18 protein-coding genes and 1 pseudogene are annotated in these 17513 nt (G+C 37.4%); 11 read left to right on the top strand and 8 right to left on the bottom strand.

What is annotated here, in order from left to right; all coding sequences use genetic code 11:
• The first annotated feature begins 48 nt into the window (after positions 1-48).
• The 4 genes and pseudogenes from ABC255_RS15545 (at position 49) to ABC255_RS15530 (ending at position 3404) form a co-directional block, all read left to right on the top strand.
• Positions 49-339, top strand: coding sequence for an ArsR/SmtB family transcription factor (locus ABC255_RS15545; RefSeq protein WP_412998568.1), 291 nt, complete (start codon positions 49-51; stop codon positions 337-339).
• A gap of 70 nt (positions 340-409) precedes the next feature.
• Positions 410-583, top strand: coding sequence for a hypothetical protein (locus tag ABC255_RS15540; protein WP_412994814.1), 174 nt, complete (start codon positions 410-412; stop codon positions 581-583).
• 63 nt (positions 584-646) lie between these two features.
• Positions 647-1086 (top strand): annotated as a pseudogene (locus ABC255_RS15535) (ArsI/CadI family heavy metal resistance metalloenzyme).
• Between the two features lie 182 nt (positions 1087-1268).
• Entirely contained in the window at positions 1269-3404 is a 2136-nt protein-coding gene (locus ABC255_RS15530; protein ID WP_412994812.1) for a heavy metal translocating P-type ATPase, read from the top strand.
• A gap of 607 nt (positions 3405-4011) precedes the next feature.
• On the opposite strand, the gene ABC255_RS15525 is transcribed toward ABC255_RS15530, so the two are convergent.
• The 6 genes from ABC255_RS15525 to ABC255_RS15500 form a co-directional block, all read right to left on the bottom strand.
• Positions 4012-4416, bottom strand: a complete 405-nt coding sequence (locus ABC255_RS15525) for a VOC family protein (protein WP_412994810.1) — start codon at positions 4414-4416, stop codon at positions 4012-4014.
• A gap of 140 nt (positions 4417-4556) precedes the next feature.
• On the bottom strand, positions 4557-4898 hold the full coding sequence (locus ABC255_RS15520) for a hypothetical protein (RefSeq protein WP_412994808.1): 342 nt from the start codon (positions 4896-4898) through the stop codon (positions 4557-4559).
• A 66-nt stretch (positions 4899-4964) separates the two neighbouring features.
• Entirely contained in the window at positions 4965-6131 is a 1167-nt protein-coding gene (locus ABC255_RS15515) for an MFS transporter (protein WP_412994806.1), read from the bottom strand.
• Positions 6132-6386: 255 nt separating this feature from the next.
• Positions 6387-8024 (bottom strand): PhnE/PtxC family ABC transporter permease, encoded by a 1638-nt coding sequence (locus ABC255_RS15510; protein WP_412994804.1) that lies wholly within the window; start codon positions 8022-8024, stop codon positions 6387-6389.
• A 1-nt stretch (position 8025) separates the two neighbouring features.
• Positions 8026-8778 carry a phosphonate ABC transporter ATP-binding protein gene (locus ABC255_RS15505; protein ID WP_412994802.1) on the bottom strand — a complete coding sequence of 251 codons (753 nt, stop codon included), beginning with the start codon at positions 8776-8778 and terminating at the stop codon, positions 8026-8028.
• Between the two features lie 13 nt (positions 8779-8791).
• Positions 8792-9700, bottom strand: coding sequence for a putative selenate ABC transporter substrate-binding protein (locus ABC255_RS15500; RefSeq protein WP_412994800.1), 909 nt, complete (start codon positions 9698-9700; stop codon positions 8792-8794).
• 324 nt (positions 9701-10024) lie between these two features.
• Here ABC255_RS15500 and ABC255_RS15495 point away from each other — a divergent pair, with 324 nt between their 5' ends.
• The gene (locus ABC255_RS15495; protein ID WP_412994798.1) at positions 10025-10378 is read left to right on the top strand and encodes a VOC family protein; all 354 of its coding nucleotides are present in this window, start codon (positions 10025-10027) and stop codon (positions 10376-10378) included.
• 43 nt (positions 10379-10421) lie between these two features.
• Here ABC255_RS15495 and ABC255_RS15490 read toward each other — a convergent pair whose 3' ends face one another.
• Both ABC255_RS15490 and ABC255_RS15485 read right to left on the bottom strand, forming a co-directional pair.
• Positions 10422-11510, bottom strand: a complete 1089-nt coding sequence (locus ABC255_RS15490) for a DUF3231 family protein (RefSeq protein WP_412994796.1) — start codon at positions 11508-11510, stop codon at positions 10422-10424.
• 20 nt (positions 11511-11530) lie between these two features.
• Positions 11531-12454, bottom strand: coding sequence for a DNA-3-methyladenine glycosylase family protein (locus ABC255_RS15485; protein ID WP_412994794.1), 924 nt, complete (start codon positions 12452-12454; stop codon positions 11531-11533).
• Between the two features lie 143 nt (positions 12455-12597).
• On the opposite strand from ABC255_RS15485, the gene ABC255_RS15480 reads away from it, so the two are divergent.
• The 6 genes from ABC255_RS15480 (at position 12598) to ABC255_RS15455 (ending at position 17490) form a co-directional block, all read left to right on the top strand.
• On the top strand, positions 12598-13116 hold the full coding sequence (locus ABC255_RS15480; protein ID WP_412994792.1) for a methylated-DNA--[protein]-cysteine S-methyltransferase: 519 nt from the start codon (positions 12598-12600) through the stop codon (positions 13114-13116).
• 63 nt (positions 13117-13179) lie between these two features.
• The gene (locus tag ABC255_RS15475; RefSeq protein WP_412994790.1) at positions 13180-13320 is read left to right on the top strand and encodes a hypothetical protein; all 141 of its coding nucleotides are present in this window, start codon (positions 13180-13182) and stop codon (positions 13318-13320) included.
• 115 nt (positions 13321-13435) lie between these two features.
• Complete coding sequence (locus ABC255_RS15470; protein WP_412994788.1) at positions 13436-13627, top strand: spore germination protein; 192 nt, start codon at positions 13436-13438, stop codon at positions 13625-13627.
• A 99-nt stretch (positions 13628-13726) separates the two neighbouring features.
• Positions 13727-15238, top strand: coding sequence for a spore germination protein (locus tag ABC255_RS15465; protein WP_412994786.1), 1512 nt, complete (start codon positions 13727-13729; stop codon positions 15236-15238).
• 21 nt (positions 15239-15259) lie between these two features.
• Positions 15260-16366, top strand: a complete 1107-nt coding sequence (locus tag ABC255_RS15460; protein WP_412994784.1) for a GerAB/ArcD/ProY family transporter — start codon at positions 15260-15262, stop codon at positions 16364-16366.
• Positions 16367-16368: 2 nt separating this feature from the next.
• On the top strand, positions 16369-17490 hold the full coding sequence (locus ABC255_RS15455; RefSeq protein WP_412994782.1) for a Ger(x)C family spore germination protein: 1122 nt from the start codon (positions 16369-16371) through the stop codon (positions 17488-17490).
• Positions 17491-17513: the final 23 nt, after the last annotated feature.

The following is a 17513-nucleotide window of genomic DNA, read 5'->3' as shown; positions in this document are numbered from 1 at the left end:
AAAGCAGGTGAAAGAGTGAAGGAAGAAATCCAACTACAGGACATTTCAATGGATTCATTTTATGAAAAGTACGAGTTAAAGTTTAAAGCGATTGCTGATAAAAAGAGATTACAGATTATGAATATTTTAACGCAGAAAGGTGCCATGTGTGTTTGCGATCTTGCACCACTGGTTGATATGGCCCAGTCAAAGCTATCTTACCATTTAAAGATTTTATTAGAGGCAAACATTATTACAAAAGAAACCCGCGGAACATGGAGTTATTATGAACTAAATCAAGAAGAGCTCAACCATTTGTTATCACACGAACTGTGCTGCGTGTTTAAACCGAGTTGTTAATTTTTTTAAAGTATATACCAATTTTTTTTGATTAATATATCAATATTATTTGATTTAGGAGGGGTCAAGTATGTTTAATCAGTATGCGGAATATCGCTTGTTGAAATTACGTAAAGAAGAAATAGAAAGAAACGTTCAAAATACCTGGATACATTACAATAATGGAACCGAAATAAACGAATGTAAGAAAATCGATGTGAAATCACCTCTCGCCATAATGCCCTGCTGTGAGTGCACATGTTAATAGTATTAATTCTTTAGTAGTTAAGCTTCTTGTGGTTTATATTAGTAAAATGGAGGGAAAAGCATGAAAATGCATGTTGGAATTAATGTAACAGAGTTAAAAAGGTCGATAGAGTTTTACACAAAAGTATTTAATTCAGAACCAGTAAAAGTAAAGTCAGACTACGCAAAATTCTTACTCAATGATCCTGGTCTTAATTTCACTTTAAATGTAAAAGATGAAGTCTCAGGTAATCAGGTAGGTCATTTTGGATTCCAAGTTGAAACTCATGAAGATGTCCTTCAGCATAAAAATCGATTAGAAAAAGTAGGATTTTTTGCAAGAGAAGAGATGGACGTTACCTGTTGTTATGCAACCCAAGATAAATTTTGGGTTACAGATCCTGACGGGAACGAATGGGAATTCTTCTACACCAAAGGTGAAGTAGAAGCTACGGTGACAAATACTCCGTGCTGTAATACACCACCAGCTAGTCTAAAATAAAAAATAACTCCTGTTGTTAACACTACTACTAGAAAACGCTGAACGAATTCAGCGTTTTTTATTAAACATTCAAACAATTGTTTGACCATTTGAAACGCAATTGTATATACTAATAATCAAATGAACGTTTGAATGAGAAGGCTAATCGGGTGAATGATTATTCGACTTGTCTTTGCTAACCAAATGGAGGGGAAAGCTTATTATGAGTAATGCGTTAGAAAAAGCTAATGAAAAAACGGTTTATCGCGTTCAAGGATTCACCTGAGCAGGCTGTGCGACAAAGTTCGAAAAGAACGTAAAACACCTGGATGGTGTTTCTGACGCAAGTGTAAACTTCGGTGCTGCAAAATTAACCGTTTATGGCCATACAACCATAGAGGAAATCGAAAAAGCGGGAGCCTTTGAAAATATAAAAGTGGTTCCTGAAAAACAAAAAGTAGAAGAGAAGAAAGTACAATTTGTACCAAAACATACAACGGTCATCGTATCAGCTCTTTTCTTACTTATAGGATGGTTTTCAGGGCAAATGAATGGGGAAGAGAGTATCCCTTCCATTCTAGCCTATGGTGCGTCTATTTTAATAGGTGGGTTTCGGTTATTTAAAACTGGAATGAAGAATCTTATCCAGTTGGAATTTGATATGAAAACCTTGATGACCATCGCTGTCATTGGTGCTGCATTTATTGGAGAATGGGGAGAAGGAGCCACGGTTGTTATACTGTTTGCAATCAGTGAAGCACTTGAATCGTATTCAATGGACAAAGCACGACAATCAATCCGTTCTCTCATGGATATTGCCCCAAAGGAAGCCTTAATCCGAAGAGGAAAAAAGGAGTTAATAGTTGAAGTAGATGATATCCAGATAGGCGACACACTAATTGTGAAACCAGGGCAAAAAATAGCCATGGACGGGATTGTTATTAAGGGATTATCAGCAGTAAATCAGGCTGCGATTACCGGTGAATCTGTACCTGTTGAGAAAAGTGTTGATGCTGAAGTATTTGCCGGAACCTTAAATGAAGAAGGGTTACTTGAAGTACGAGTAACCAAACCTGTGGATGATACTACAATTGCGAAAATCATTCATCTGGTCGAAGAAGCCCAGGCAGAGCGTGCACCCTCGCAGGCATTTGTAGATGTGTTTGCAAAGTATTACACACCAATCATTATGCTCATCGCATTAGGTGTTGCTGTTGTACCACCATTGTTCTTTGGTGGAGATTGGGATAAGTGGCTTTATCAAGGCTTAGCTGCACTAGTGGTTGGCTGTCCATGTGCTTTAGTCATTTCCACTCCTGTTGCAATCGTAACTGCAATTGGTAATGCAGCTCGAAATGGTGTGTTAATTAAAGGCGGAATTCATTTAGAAGAAATGGGCGCAATCAAAGCCATCGCTTTTGATAAAACAGGAACCCTAACAGAAGGTGTACCAGTAGTTACAGATTATTTGCCACAAGCAAATACAGAAGCTAACGAACTATTAACCATTATCGCGGCCTTAGAGAACGGTTCTCAGCACCCGTTGGCGTCAGCAATTATAAAAAAAGCAGACCAGGAACACTTGCCATATAAAGATATTGTTATACAAGACTTTTCTTCTATAACTGGTAAAGGAATAAAAGGTAGAGTTCAAGGTAAAATGTATTATATTGGAAGTCCTAATTTATTTGAAGAAATCTTAGGTAATGGAATTCCTACACACATAAAGACAACTATTACAGGGCTTCAAAATAAAGGTAACACGGTCATGATTGCGGGGACTGAAACAGAAGTAGTAGGAATCCTTGCGGTTGCCGATGAGGTCAGAGGGAATAGTAAAGCTGTTATCCAAAAACTCCACTCGTTAGGCATTCAAGAAACCATCATGCTAACAGGGGATAATAAAGGGACTGCAAATGCAATTGGGAAACAGGTAGGGATTTCCACTATTAAAGCTGAATTGCTTCCACAGGATAAACTAACCTTTATTAAAGAATTAAGAAAAAAGTATGAACGTGTTGCAATGGTCGGGGACGGTGTAAATGACGCACCGGCATTGGCTGCTTCCACAGTTGGTATTGCAATGGGTGGAGCGGGTACGGATACGGCACTGGAGACTGCAGATATAGCGTTAATGGCAGATGACTTAGGGAAACTTCCATTTACATTAAATCTCAGTAGAAAAGCTTTGAGTATCATAAAACAAAACATTACATTCTCCTTAGGAATTAAACTTGTCGCATTATTATTAGTCATTCCAGGATGGCTGACGCTCTGGATTGCAATATTTGCGGATATGGGTGCAACACTGATTGTCACCCTAAATGGTTTAAGACTACTCAAAATCAAAGACAAATAATAAGGGGCTTCCAGTTTAGTTTAATAGTAAAGAGTTCCGTTCGGGTGCTTTTTTATTAAAATGAAACAGAGAATTGACGTATGAATTGCATACGTCTTTTTCTTTATTTATCAAGGTCAACCTTGAAATAGCTATAGAAATCTTTTTCGATAAAAAGCTACTGATTTCCAACTCTAGGATCAAGAGAGTCCGCACTTTTCGGTTGGGGGATCAGGTAAGCAACTGAGTCAATAAATAGGCGGAGAAATTCCGCTTAATTCGTTATCAGTATTAAAACAAGCCTAAATATACGGAGATATTCCGCCTATTGGCTCGAAAAAATCGAAAATGGGGGATTTTGCTTCGATTAAGCGGAAAATCTCCGTTTATTTTACTTATGCTTGTTACTCGATTAGAGGACAAGACACTTATTTAAAAAGGAGTGGGTTTTATCTAATAAATCAAAGACCAACCTCATTTTGATTAATAGAGAGGAAAAGAAACTCGCCCTATGGCGAGTTTTACTATTTTATATACTAATAATGATCGATGCTAATACGACTTGCATTTGAACACGTAATTTTAGAGTAGCACCTTAAAACGGAACCCTTTGCTTTAACGGGAAGCTTTAACTTACTGTAAACATCCAAGTAACACCAAATTTGTCCATCACGGAACCATGAAGCTTAGCAAAGAATGTTGGTTGAAGATCCATATGAACAGTACCGTTATCTTTTAGTACATTCCAAGCTTTAATTGCACTTTCCTCAGAATTAAGCTCCACACTGATACACACTTTTCCATCGCTTTGTAAATCCTGCCTATAATCAGAACCCAAGATAAACCCTGTTTCTGTTATTTTTAATTCTGCATGCAGAACAAGGTTTTTATCATCCTCAGCGACAGGGAAGTCTGGACTCGGAGGCATATCCCCATATTTCTGTATGGCAACCATTTCTCCATCAAACGCTTTTTGATACACTTTAAAAGCCTCATCGCATTCTCTGTTAAACATTAAATATGGTTTAATCATTTTTTTGTACGCTCCTTCTAGTTTTTTCTATGTATGAAAGCAATGGTGATAATATCATTATAACCGAACCTTTGTTCTATTATCAATTTTTAATAATAGTGAGTACAAAAGAAAAGCTGTCGATGAATTCTCGACAGCTTTTAAGGTTCAATTTTACGGTCTTCTTCCCAATATCGGACACTCTCTGTCTTAGATGTTGGTTCTCTTTTAACCACTTTTCCAGCTTCGTCGTAATAGACTTCATATTCCTGATAGATTTCCACGAAATAACCGTTCATTTTTTTTATATCATCGAGCCTATATTCCAACACTGGCACATCTGTCGGCGGTTCTACCTCCACCGGTTGTGCCACTGCAGGTTCACTTACCGTCGAGTAGGAATATTTACTATGAATAAACGAATACGGCGAATCAAGATAGGCTACAAACGCAACAATGACACACAGGAATAAAAACGTCGTGAAATGAGAGACTATTTTCATACATCTCGACTCCTTTTAACAAGTACATCCTCGTAACCTATCTTATGCATGTCCTTTTCACATATGCTAGTTTGTTTTAAGGACTAAGGATTTTCTCCGATAAAATTGATATAGTACCAAGGCTATAACTGAAATAATGGCACCAGATATATAAGGTAAACCGATTGAAAGCGAGAACAACCACCCTCCAAGAGGTGGACCAATTATTCTGCCTAACGAGTCAAAGGAAGAAAGCAGTCCGGTTGCACTTCCATGACCTGCGTCAGTAGTTTTCGTAAGCAGGGAAGAGACGCTAGGGCGAATAACGCCATTTCCAATACCAAAGATGGATAAAAATATAGCCGCAGTGGTGAAACTGTCAACAAACAGGATTAATCCAAAACCAATTGCAGATACAACAATTCCACCTTGAATTACTTTACCTTCACCATATTTCTTTGTTAATCTGCCGACCATACCGCCCTGGACCATAGCACCAGCAAAGCCCATAATCATGAATATATAGCCTAACTGAGTAGCACCTAGTCCTGCCTTTTTCGCAGCAAAATAAGCAAAGGTTGCTTCTAAGCCAGAAAGTGAGAGAGAAATTAACAGTTGTAACAAAAACAATACTGCTGCAGGACCAGAAAAAGCCTTCCATCTCGATTGCTTATTGTTTTGGTTCAAATCTTCATTATCTTTTTGTAAGGATTCTTTCAAGAAAAAGAAAATGATGACTAACGTTATCAAGGAAGAGGCACCAGCTAGATAAAATGGCATACTCATACTTGATTTTGAAAAAATACCGCCAATCGCAGGACCAAATACAAATCCTAATCCTACTGCTGCACCTACAATACCCATTCCTTTCCCACGGTTTTCCGGAGTGGTAACATCTGCAACATACGCCATCGCAGTCGGCATATTGGCTGAAGAAAGTACTCCGCCAATTATTCGTGCGGCGAATAACATCCATAGCTCAGTAGCCATCGCTTGGATGAAGAAGGATAATGATAATCCAGCAATTCCAATCATCATGATCGGCTTACGACCAATACGGTCTGATAATTTCCCCCAAAACGGTGCGAAGATAAGCTGCATCAGCGAATAAACAGCCATTAATAAGCCTAATTGAGTAGGAGAAGCACCCATTTCTTCAGCATAAAATGGCAGAACTGGAATAATGATACCAAAGCCTATCATTACAAGAAACATTACTAAAAATAAAATAGGTAAAGCTTTTTTTGTTTCCAAATAACTCCAACTCCTAAATGATCTAAACATTATGTAAAAAGTACTACAAATTTTTGGCGCTATGCTTAGGATAATAGAAAACATGAATCTAATACAAGCATTTCAAATTATTATTTAAAATTAATTTCTATGCTGATAGGATGGCACCTTATTACCCTCTATCAATAAGGTAGCACTAGTCTATCATCTGCTAGCAGAATTATAGCGGGGGGATATAGCTAAAAAAGAGCACAAGTCTAAAGTGACATGTGCTCTTTATTTAACAGCTTTACGAGTTGTTTCTGATGCGAAGTCTGCTATTAGGACAAGAATCATGTAACACAGTAATAGCAAGGTAATCTGTGTATAGTTAAAATAACTCATCGCAAGCTTAAAGTCCATCCCCAGACCACCTGCACCTACAAAGCCAACAACGATGGTTGTTCTCATTATAACTTCCCATCTATAGAGAATATAGGTAAGAAATCTTGGCAGAACAATGGGTAGAATTCCGTAAAATAGGATTTCAATTTTCGAAGCACCTGCAACTGCCAGGTTTCTGATTGGCCGGGGGTCCATATCTTCAACAGCCTCAGCCCAAAGTTTCCCAAGGATTCCGAAGTTGTGAAGGGCAAGCGCTAAGGCTCCTGGTAAGATTCCAGGTTTAAAAATAAAGATAATCATCATCGCCCAGACTAACTCTGGAACAGACCTTGAAAAAATATAAAGAAGACGGATGAAAGCGAATAACGGCCAGTTATACCATCTCTTTTTTAATGTAAGATTTCCATTGGCAATATTTCGTGCAGCAGGAATAACTGTAATGAAAGCGGCAATCGTGGAAAAACCAATGGCAATTATGCTCATTTCAAGTGTTTCCAACGTAAGCTTGAGTGCAATTGCCCAGCTTTCTCCATCTAAGAAGGCTGGATTCTCTTGATTGAATCCTAGGAGACCGCCGAAGAACTTTTTAGCATATTCCATATTTTTTTCAGATAATAGCTCAAATAATCTAGCATTTTCACCATAGGTAATATACATCCAAGAACCGACTATTAACAATGTAGCAAATAGCACTGATATCCAGCCAGATACAAATCCACTTTTTCTTTTATGATCTGTTAAGCCCTTTCGAACAAAATGACTCCAGCCATCAACAAATATCACAAGTGCAATTAAAAAGAAAACAAATGTCCAAACCGCATCATATTTTAAATCAGCCAGTGCCAATTGAATTTGAAAACCAAGTCCTCCTAAGCCAACAAAACTCATAATGGCTGAAGAACGAATAGCACATTCAAACCGGTACAAAGTATAACTTATAAAATCTGCCCAGACTAAAGGGAGATATCCATAAAACAGCGTTTGAAGTCGAGAGGACCCTGTTGCTTTTAAGGCGATAATTGGCTGCTCGGGAACGTCATTCAGCATATCTGCAAATATTCGCCCTAGAATCCCGCCATAAGGAATGGCTAGGGCTAGGATTGCAGCATATGGGGATAGTCCTACCGCTGCTACAAAGAGCCACGCCCAAATTAATTCATGAATCGAACGAGTAAACCCTAATATTCCTCTAAAAAACACCTTAGAAATTAAACGTGAAAATTTGCTAGAAGTTAACGTTCCAGATGCAAGGACACCTACAATAAAAGCATAAACAATGGCCAGTGACATCCCCGCTACTGCATAAGCAAGGGTAATCCAAGCTGATTCCAATCCGACTAATAATATATTTGGTGCTAGATTAGGCTTGATTAGCCCCTCAAATATCTGCAGCATGGTTGGAATACCGCCTGCATGAAAAAGCTCAGAGTTCCAATGAATGGAGGTAAGACTCCATACGAAAACTGCCAGCAACAGTAAAGTTAGAATGTATCTTTTATGCAATTGAAGGGAGGGGATCAGCTTCATCATACTAATCATTCCCCTTAAGCTGATAAAGCTCAGTTAACAGCTCATCACTTACTTTTTCTGTTGGCAAATCAAAAAATATTTCGCCATTTTTGAGCGAAATGATTCTTGTAAAATACTTCCGTGCGTAATCCACTGAATGCAGACTGGCCACTAACGTTTGATTTTCCTCTGAAGCAATTTTTGTCAGCATGGAAAGTACATCATCTGCACGAGCAGGGTCGAGTGAAGCTACTGGTTCATCTGCTAGAATGATCTCTGGATTTTGTACCATTAATCTTGCCATCGCCACACGCTGTTGTTCACCGCCTGACAATGTCGCCGTTATTTCGTAAGGTTTATCTCCGAGTCCGACTCGATTTAGAGCAGTAAGGGCTGCTTCTTTATCTTGAGGGATCAGGAGTGAAAATAAGGATTTGATTAATCCCCACTCTGCTAATTTGCCAGCAAGAACATTATGAATAACCGCTAGTGGGCCAATTAAATCGAACTGCTGTCGGATAACACCAATTTTTTTTGCAAACACCTTTCCTCGTTTGTAATCGGCAAGAGGAAAACTGTCAATAAGGAGCTCGCCGCTTTGAAGAGGAACAAGACCGGCAATGGAATTCAATAAAGTTGTTTTTCCAGCGCCGCTTGGACCAATTAAGGCGACCAATTCACCTTGTTTAATAGAAAAAGAAAGGGAAGATAAGGCTATCTTCCGCTCAAAATGTTTTGTTATGTTTTTGGCTTCAATCATTGTATTTAAAGACATGGAGCAACACCTACTACTTTATAATCTCTAATTCTTTCGCAACTTTTTCAATCTTTTCATAGTTATCATTTTTTGTTTCAATAAATTTGTCGGTCTGGAACAAATCAGAAATTTCTTTTGTATCACCTGGCATAGAAAGCAGGGAGTCTTTTACTTTTTGTTTTGCGTCTTTACCAAATACTTCTTCAACATTGCTATTGATTGTCCAGTTATAATCATAATAATCTGGAGTCGTATAGAAAACTTTTACTTTACTTGTATCTACTTTACCTTCTTTAACCGCTGCTTCCCAAACAGAAATATTTAACGCACCCGCTTGGTAGGAACCAGATTCGATTAATTTATAAGTTGTATCATGCGAGCCTGAGAAATTAGGCTTCCCATTAAAATCAGTGTTAGGGTCAATGCCTTCTTCATTTAAGAAATAACGTGGCATTAAATGTCCGGATGTAGAGCTTTCACTGCCAAATGTGAATGATTTTCCTTTTAAATCAGCTAATGTATTAATACCTGAACCTTCTTGGGTAATAAATACAGATTTGAACTCTGCGTCACGTGGACGCTGCACAATGGATTCAGCTTCCGGAACAAGATTTCTTGCCTGAACACTCGTTAAACCGCCAAACCATGCTAAATGTATCTCGCCACGTTGGAATCCTGTCACTAATGCAGCATAATCAACAGAAGGGACAAATTCTACCTTCATGCCTGTTTCATCACTTAATTGCTTCGCAACTGCGTCCATTCCTGTTTGAAGGAAAGCCGCATTTTGATCAGGAATCGCACCAATTTTAAATACTTCCTCAGTTTTTGTATCCTTATTTCCTTCTTTTTCTTCATTTGCTTTATCCTCAGTTTGCCCACAGGCTGCTAATGAAAAAACAAGCATAAATAAAATAATACCAGTTAACCATTTTTTCATAAAATCATTCACCTCATAAATTATGTAGTTTTTCACAGTAGTTATAACCTTTCCCAATTGATTATAATGAATAGTATCATTCTATTAAATTCATTTTATCTATAAAACAAATCGGTATTAATCTAAATTAACGATAGTAAAATAGGTCAATAGTAGTAACCCTTTAATAATAAAGAATTCTCCCGCACAGGATGAAGGAGATTGAGATTTCTTTATGCGTTTATCTTTTATGACTATTCTTTGACATTCGAAACTTCGATCAATAAATAAAGGAAAAGATGGATTAAAATAGAATTATTAGATAAAAATAGTTGAGGTGATTATATGAACGTAATAGGTTTTGGCGGAGTCTTTTGGAGGTCTAGGAACATCAATGAACTTAAAAAATGGTATTGTGAGGTATTAGGTATACCGTTGAATAACGAATGGAATGGTACCATTTTTCCTTCCCAAGAAGGTAATGAAACAATCTTTTCCTTTTTTAAAGAGGACAGTGATTATTTTCCAAAAGAACAGCAGGTGATGTTAAATTTTCAAGTTGAAGATATGAATGAATGTTTAGATCATCTCAAAAAACTTGGAGTTCCTTTACTTAAGGAAACTGAGAAGAGTGAGTTTGGTACATTTACCAGGATTGCAGATCCAGAAGGAAGATGGATAGAACTTTGGGCAAAATAAACATTAAAAAAGAATGAGCCGGCAGCTCATTCTTTTTTAAATGTTAGTTATTCGAAGACATGGAATCTCGGTCCACTGCCTGTGGCGGTTTTTCCATCCATCCTTCATCTATAAAGATTTTGGCCCCATCCTGCACATAAAGCCCTATATCCAATAAAAACTTGCTGTACATTGCGCCTATATCATGCCGCCCATTAAGGGATGAAGCATTCGCATATGACCTGATTTTCATGCTGAACATATCAATTTTATGAAACATCATTAATTTATCTGAAAATGGGGCAAATGTTGAGTTTTCTAGTAAGTCATCTAACAATGGATGTGCAGGTAAATCTTCATTATTTAACTGATGTCTACATGCTTCAATATGTTTCATCGTAATTTCTTTTCCACGATGCATAAAATTTTTAACTTTTTCATTTTTAGCCACCTGTCCAAAGGCCATTAATAACACTTTGCTGGTGGAGTTATTTTCCATATTATCGTATAAATGAGCAATCTCGAGACCATGCAAAGGGCGGACATGACCTAAGAAACCATTAAAATAACTTTCCTTTTGTACGAATTCAACCTTTTCTGGGACAGGAATCACAGGCGGTCTCGTTAAAAATCCCTTTTCTTTTAACGTATCATTTAGGGTTACTAACAAATCAGTGGTCAATTGATTACACTTTAGGATAAAATCCCTTACATCTTGTCTAAGCATTAATGGGATTGCAGTCGAGTAAAGACTTAAGCCTGCTTTCGCTGCGTACTTCAAATAATGAAGATAAAATTCATCTGCAAATAGTCTAGGAGCTCCTAAATTAACGTCATCCTCCGTAAAGCCAATAGGAATGGGAAAATTTTCGCTATCAAATATCTTTTTAATGTCTTTTAGAAATTCGTTACCAAGATTTAAGGCATTTTTAAGAATTTCTTTTATGTCTTTGTCATTCACATGCTGTAGGTAAAAACTAATTACACATTTTGACATGGTATTGCCCATATATACAGCCCAAAGCTTACCCATTTCAGCTGAAGTTAATTTTTCGACTGGTTGATCCGTAAGTTTAGAGGTAATCTTAATTGGCTTAATGGTCTTCATTAGATAAATTCTCCTAACGCTAATCGTTTCTTCTAGTTTTTTCATCTAATGTAAATCTATTCGTTTCAGTAAAGAAATCTCCACAAATAGAAGGTAGCGTAGGATTCCCAATTCGTCCAATTTACTGCTAATTTCAAGATCTCATCATTAGCGGGTTTCTTTTCTCTGCCTAGTCGGTGTTTAATCGCATTCTGCAGTCCCACATCATCAATAGGGAAAGCAGAGGGATATCTTAAGCAGCGCATCAATACATAATTAGCCGTCCAAGGACCGATACCACGTATTTTAACTAGCATTTTCTCAGCACTTTTATAATCTCCTATTTCGAGCAGCATTTCTTTTGATAATTTTCCATCAGCCATTAGTTTTGCAGCACCAAGGAGATATTCAGATTTCTTTTTCGTCATTCGAAGGCTTTCCAATTCCTCGACAGGTAATTCAGCAATATCTTGTGGGGAAGGGAAGACCCAATAGGTGACACCATTATGCATAACACTTCTACCGAATTTTTCTACTAAACGTCTTTTTAAGGTGTAGGCAAACGAGAGGTTTATTTGCTGCCCCAGTATGCCCCAGCAAAGCGCCTCAAATAAGTCGGGAATTCCAATAATCCGCAAACCATAAAAGGATTCTACGGCTTGACCCAAGAGTAAATCCTTCTTTGCCATATCATAAAATGGCCTCAAATCCCTGTCTAAATCAAACCATTCTCTGACATATTGGGTGACATCAGTACGGAGATTTTTGCTAGTTGGTACACTCTCTCCTAAAAAACGTACGATTAAATGGTTTGCATCTTCAGAATTAACTTCGATAATTGGTGTTTCTTCACCTATCGGAATTGCCTTGTAAATACGATTATCAGCGATGTGAAAAAGGCATTCGTTATTACTCCTCGATAGATAATTTATATTTTCTTGAAAGTTGAATTCTTTTGGTAAAACCAGTTTCAGTTCATTCTCAGTATCATCCCAAGGTTGGATCCTCATGATAAACCTCCGCTATAGATTACTAATTAAAGTTATACCACTTTGGAGGACTAAAAATCTTGTTTTTTTCATTCTGAAAGACTTAAATATGATTAATAGGTATACTGATTGAAAGAGCAGTAATTATGGCGGAGGTGTTGGTGATGAAACAAACACTATACTGGACACAGTTAGTTTATGAAAATTGGAAACTGTATATGGCAGCAACTTCTAATGGACTCTGTTACGTTGGCTCTCAGGATAAGCCTTTTGAGGAAATGGAGATTTGGGTAAAAAAACATTACACTGGCAGTCAATTCGTGCAGGATGTAACCGTAATGCAGCCATACGTAGATGAATTTAAAGAATTTTTTCAAGGTAAAAGGAATTCTTTTACCATTCCTCAAGAATTAAAGGGAACCAAATTTCAGACAGATGTGTGGAATGCACTCTGTAAAATCCCTTACGGAGAAATATGGACATATTCAGATATTGCCAATGCAATTGAAAGACCATCAGCAGTCCGAGCCGTTGGTGCGGCAATTGGAGCAAATCCAGTCCTCTTAACAGTACCATGTCATCGAGTAATTGGAAAAAACGGTAAACTTACCGGTTTTCGCGGCGGATTGGATATGAAGGAACAGCTTTTAAAGCTAGAGCAGAAAAACCATATAAATAGTTGATAAATGCATGAAGTTCCTGGACATACTATTTCTTATGAATTAAGAAAACGAGGTGCTTATTTCATGGAAGAGATCCAGGAAGTTAGATTTTGTGAAAACTGCGGCAGAGAAACAGTACATATGGTGAGAGAAGACCCGTTGGAAATCGAGTATATCTGCAAGGAATGCAATGATCAACAAGAACTGTTTAAATCGTTTTTTTAAGAAATGATAATATCATATTAAACAGAGCCTTTTCCTTTAGGCTCTGTCCTTTTTTTATCATGAACCCTATACCGACCCATACATAACATAGTAGTAACACCAAGGAGGGGTTACTTTGGTCACCAACCATAATAATGTTTCAATTGGGACAGTTTCTGGAGGCATTGTAAACTTTGGCGGTGCTGTTTACATTTCACCCATATCCATTACCAAAACTATCGGTGGCTCTGGCGAAAACAACACAAGCGCAGATTCTGGAATGGACTCAGAAACTGAGCAAAACATGAGTTTCCCTAAGCGATGCTAGAAAAGCACCGCTTTTTTTTTTGCAGTAAAGCGAGGCTGGTATAAAGAGGTTTCGTTGGTAAATAATACTTTAAGCGTACATCTTTAGTGGACAGAAGGGATGAAAGTGTTCTTTAAAAAGCTGTTTTCTTCAAGAAATCAATTAAAACCTAAAAACCAGGGTCTAATACCAGAGACAAGAGAAAAAATGTCCACTGAGTTTAAACAAAGACTGCAGAATAGTGCCGACATTTTGGAGAATGAAATAGGAATTTCAGGGATTACCATATTTTCTATAGGTACATTAATAGACAAAACCATGCTTCACAGAGATATTATTTATCCACTAAAAGACCTTTCCTTCGATTCGATCCAAAATATTATGGAGCATTTGTCAATTGGTGAAATTGAAAAGGTAAATCAGATGGAAAAGGCTGTCCAAGCTGCTCTAGACGGAAATGTAATCATTTTTTTAGAAGGGTATTCATCAGTTCTATTGGCAAAAATCCCTTCCAGAGTTGGACGTTCGATATCTTTTGCACAAAATGAATCCCAGGTCATAGGACCACAGATGGCGTTTACTGAAAGCTTAATGACAAATATCACCCTTGTTAGGAATTATATTAAGGATTCATCTTTATGTATTGAAAATTTACAAGTTGGGGCTCGAACTAATAAATTGGTTTCCATAGTCTACATTAACGGTATTGCCTCCGAACAAATGGTTAACAGCCTTAGAAAAAGGATTCAAAACTTAAAAATTGATGGAATTCTTGACAGTTCGATGTTAGAACAGCTTTTGGCAGAGAATTCATTGACCATATTTCCACAAATGGCGTTAACGGAACGACCTGATCGTGTATCAGATTGGCTGCTAAAGGGAAAACTGGCTGTCTTTGTAGATGGGAGCTCATTGACGATTGTTTGTCCACAATCCTTTTTGGAATTTTTTCAAAGTATGGAGGATAGTAATGTAAATTGGCAAATTGCCACATTCTGGCGATTATTAAGATTCATTGCGTTATTCCTGTCCGTTTTCTTTACGGCTCTGTATGTTGCGTCTTTAACTTATCACTATGAGGTCATCCCACAAACTTTATTGTTTACGCTTAGTGAGTCACGGGCAAAGGTACCATTTCCTCCGATAGTAGAAGCACTATTATTAGAATTTATTATGGAATTATTACGGGAAGCGGGTGCCCGTCTGCCAACAAAGGTAGGTCAAACAATGGGTATCGTTGGCGGTATCGTAATCGGAACAGCTGCTGTAGATGCAGGGTTCACCAGTAATATCCTCATTATCATCATCTCCTTAGGAGCTCTGGGGTCGTTCGTAACTCCAAGTTATACAATGGGAAATGTCATTCGTATCGTTCGATTTCCCCTAATCGTATTGGCTGGTTGCTGGGGATTTTATGGCATGATGTACGGCTTTTGTTTTTTACTCCTGCATCTGTTAAGACAATCCAGCCTGGGAACACCTTATTTAGCACCATTTTATCCGCCGCGTTTTGCAGACTGGAAGGACAGCATCATTCGACTGCCATTATCCTTCACAAACAAAAGACCGGACTTAACAATGGCTGAAGACGAATATAAATATGATCCTATAAAGGCAAAAAAACATACTTGACCTTAGGCAGCGGGTGACTCAATGAAAGTTCAATATCAACCTAACCCTCAATCTCTTTTAAGTACCTTTATACTATTTTTTATTATTCATTCCATACAAGTTGGGATAGGTATACAGGGGTTCCAACGGATCATTTTTTTGGAAGCGAAGCACGATGCATGGATTTCCGTTATTGTAGCTGGCCTTTTTACTCATATTGTTGTAATGATTATGATTAAGACCTTGCAACTTTATGAACCGACAGATATATATGGTATCCACATTGAAGTGTATGGAAAATGGATTGGAAATATCGTTAATAGTTTATATATCCTTTATTGCTTATGGATATTTGTAATTGTTTTAATTAACTATATTGAGGTTATGCAAACATGGGTTTTTCCCACCGTACCCACATGGTTATTTTCAATCTCTATCCTCTTATTAGTTATTTATGGGGTGACTGGTGGATTAAGGGTAATCGTTGGTGCATGTTTTTTCAGCATCATTCTTTCAATCTGTATGTTGGGTTTGATTGGCTTCCCTTTACGTTTTACTGATATTCATCATCTTTTTCCGGTGATGGAATCAAATATTACATCCATTCTAAAGGGTGCCCATAAAATGACTCTCACGATAATTGGTTTTGAAATTCTTTATGTGGTTTACCCTTTCTTAAAGGATAGAGAGAAAGTAACAAAGTTTGCACATCTCGGAATTGCCGGAACGAACCTCTTATACTTGATCGTTATGCTTATAACCATTACTTATTTTAGTCCTGGTCAAATGGAAAATACGATTTGGCCAACTCTTTCCTTATTTAAAATCGTAAAACTACCTTTTATCGAAAGAGCAGAGTATGTAGCCGTTTCTTTTTGGCTGCTCATCATCCTTCCAAATCTAATGTTATATTTGTGGGCTGCTGTACGAGGAGTAAGGCGTACTTTTGAAAAAAAAACGAAAGGACTCATCTGGTTTTTTTCGCTTGTCATTTTTATCGGCAGTTTGTTTTTCAATACACGATCAAAGGTCAATCATTTTAACGACCTTTTTGCTAGTATTGCATTTTATGTTACGTTTTGTTATCCATTTATTCTTTTTATCCTAGCTTTAATAAAGAAGAAGATAACATCCCTTAAGGAGAAATAAAAATGAGAAAAAAAGGGTGTTTTGGGTTTTGGACATTTACCTTTTTGTTGCTATGTGGCTGTGCAGAACCTAGGATTCTTGAAGAAGTCGGTCTTATTACTACTTATGGACTTGATATTGCAAAAAATGGCTCTATCTTAGGAACAATAGTTGAGTTAAAAATTGACCCTAGAGCACCCCAAGATGTAATTATTTTAGAAACTGAGGCATATTCGATAAGGGGAATCCGAAATAATGCAAATAAAAAGTCCTCTAAAAGACTTGCCTCTGGGCAGCTTCGTGTAATTGTATATGGTGAAGAATTGCTTAAACAAGGTAACACAGGGATAGCAGAAACTTTGACCAACGACCCATCCGTAAGTGATTTGGCATACTTAGCGATGGCAGATGGGCCAGCACGTGATATATTACAAGTGAAAGCTAAACATATTCCAGATATCGGAATTTATCTTTTTGACCTTATCGATCAAAACACAAAAGGAAAAATAATACCGTCAGCTACTTTGCAAGAAGTTTTACATAACCATTACGCGGTTGGCAGAGAACCAATTTTACCCATTTTAAGAACAGAAGGGAAGGAGGGAATAGGTTTTTCAGGGATAGCTTTGTTTAAAGGCAGTAAATTTGTTGGAAAAATAAGCACTCACCAAGGCTTTTATCTAAATCTAATCATAGACAAATATAAAGGCGGAATCAAAGATATCGAGATCGAAAGTTCGAAATTAAAGCCGAGAAACCGTCGGCTTAACAAGACGGTTGCCTCTATCGATTCCCTCGACAGCAGTAGTGATATTAAGCTAATAAACAAAGAAAAACCGGAATTTGATATCGATATTAAACTTTCTGGCAGGCTGCTTGAAATTACGAGTAAAATTGATCTAGGAAATCCGGTAACGATTAAACTAATCGAGAAGGCCATTACGAAGAGCATGACAAAAGAGATTGAGAAACTCATTGCCTATTGCCAAACAAAGGAAACTGATATTTTTGGTCTCGGAGAAATATATAGAAGTTCAGTGAGACACTCAAAGCTTACAGATGAAAAATGGTACAAAATGTTTAAAGAGGCTAAAGTAAATGTAAATGTAGACTTTAGTGTGAAAAGAACAGGGCTTATTGAGTGAAAAAAGCTGCCATTGAATTGGGC

The sequence above is a fragment of the Neobacillus canaveralius genome, assembly GCF_047237705.1.
In the GTDB taxonomy this organism is placed as follows: Bacteria; Bacillota; Bacilli; order Bacillales; family Cytobacillaceae; genus Neobacillus; species Neobacillus niacini_K.
This window is presented reverse-complemented; position numbering and strand designations above follow the sequence as displayed.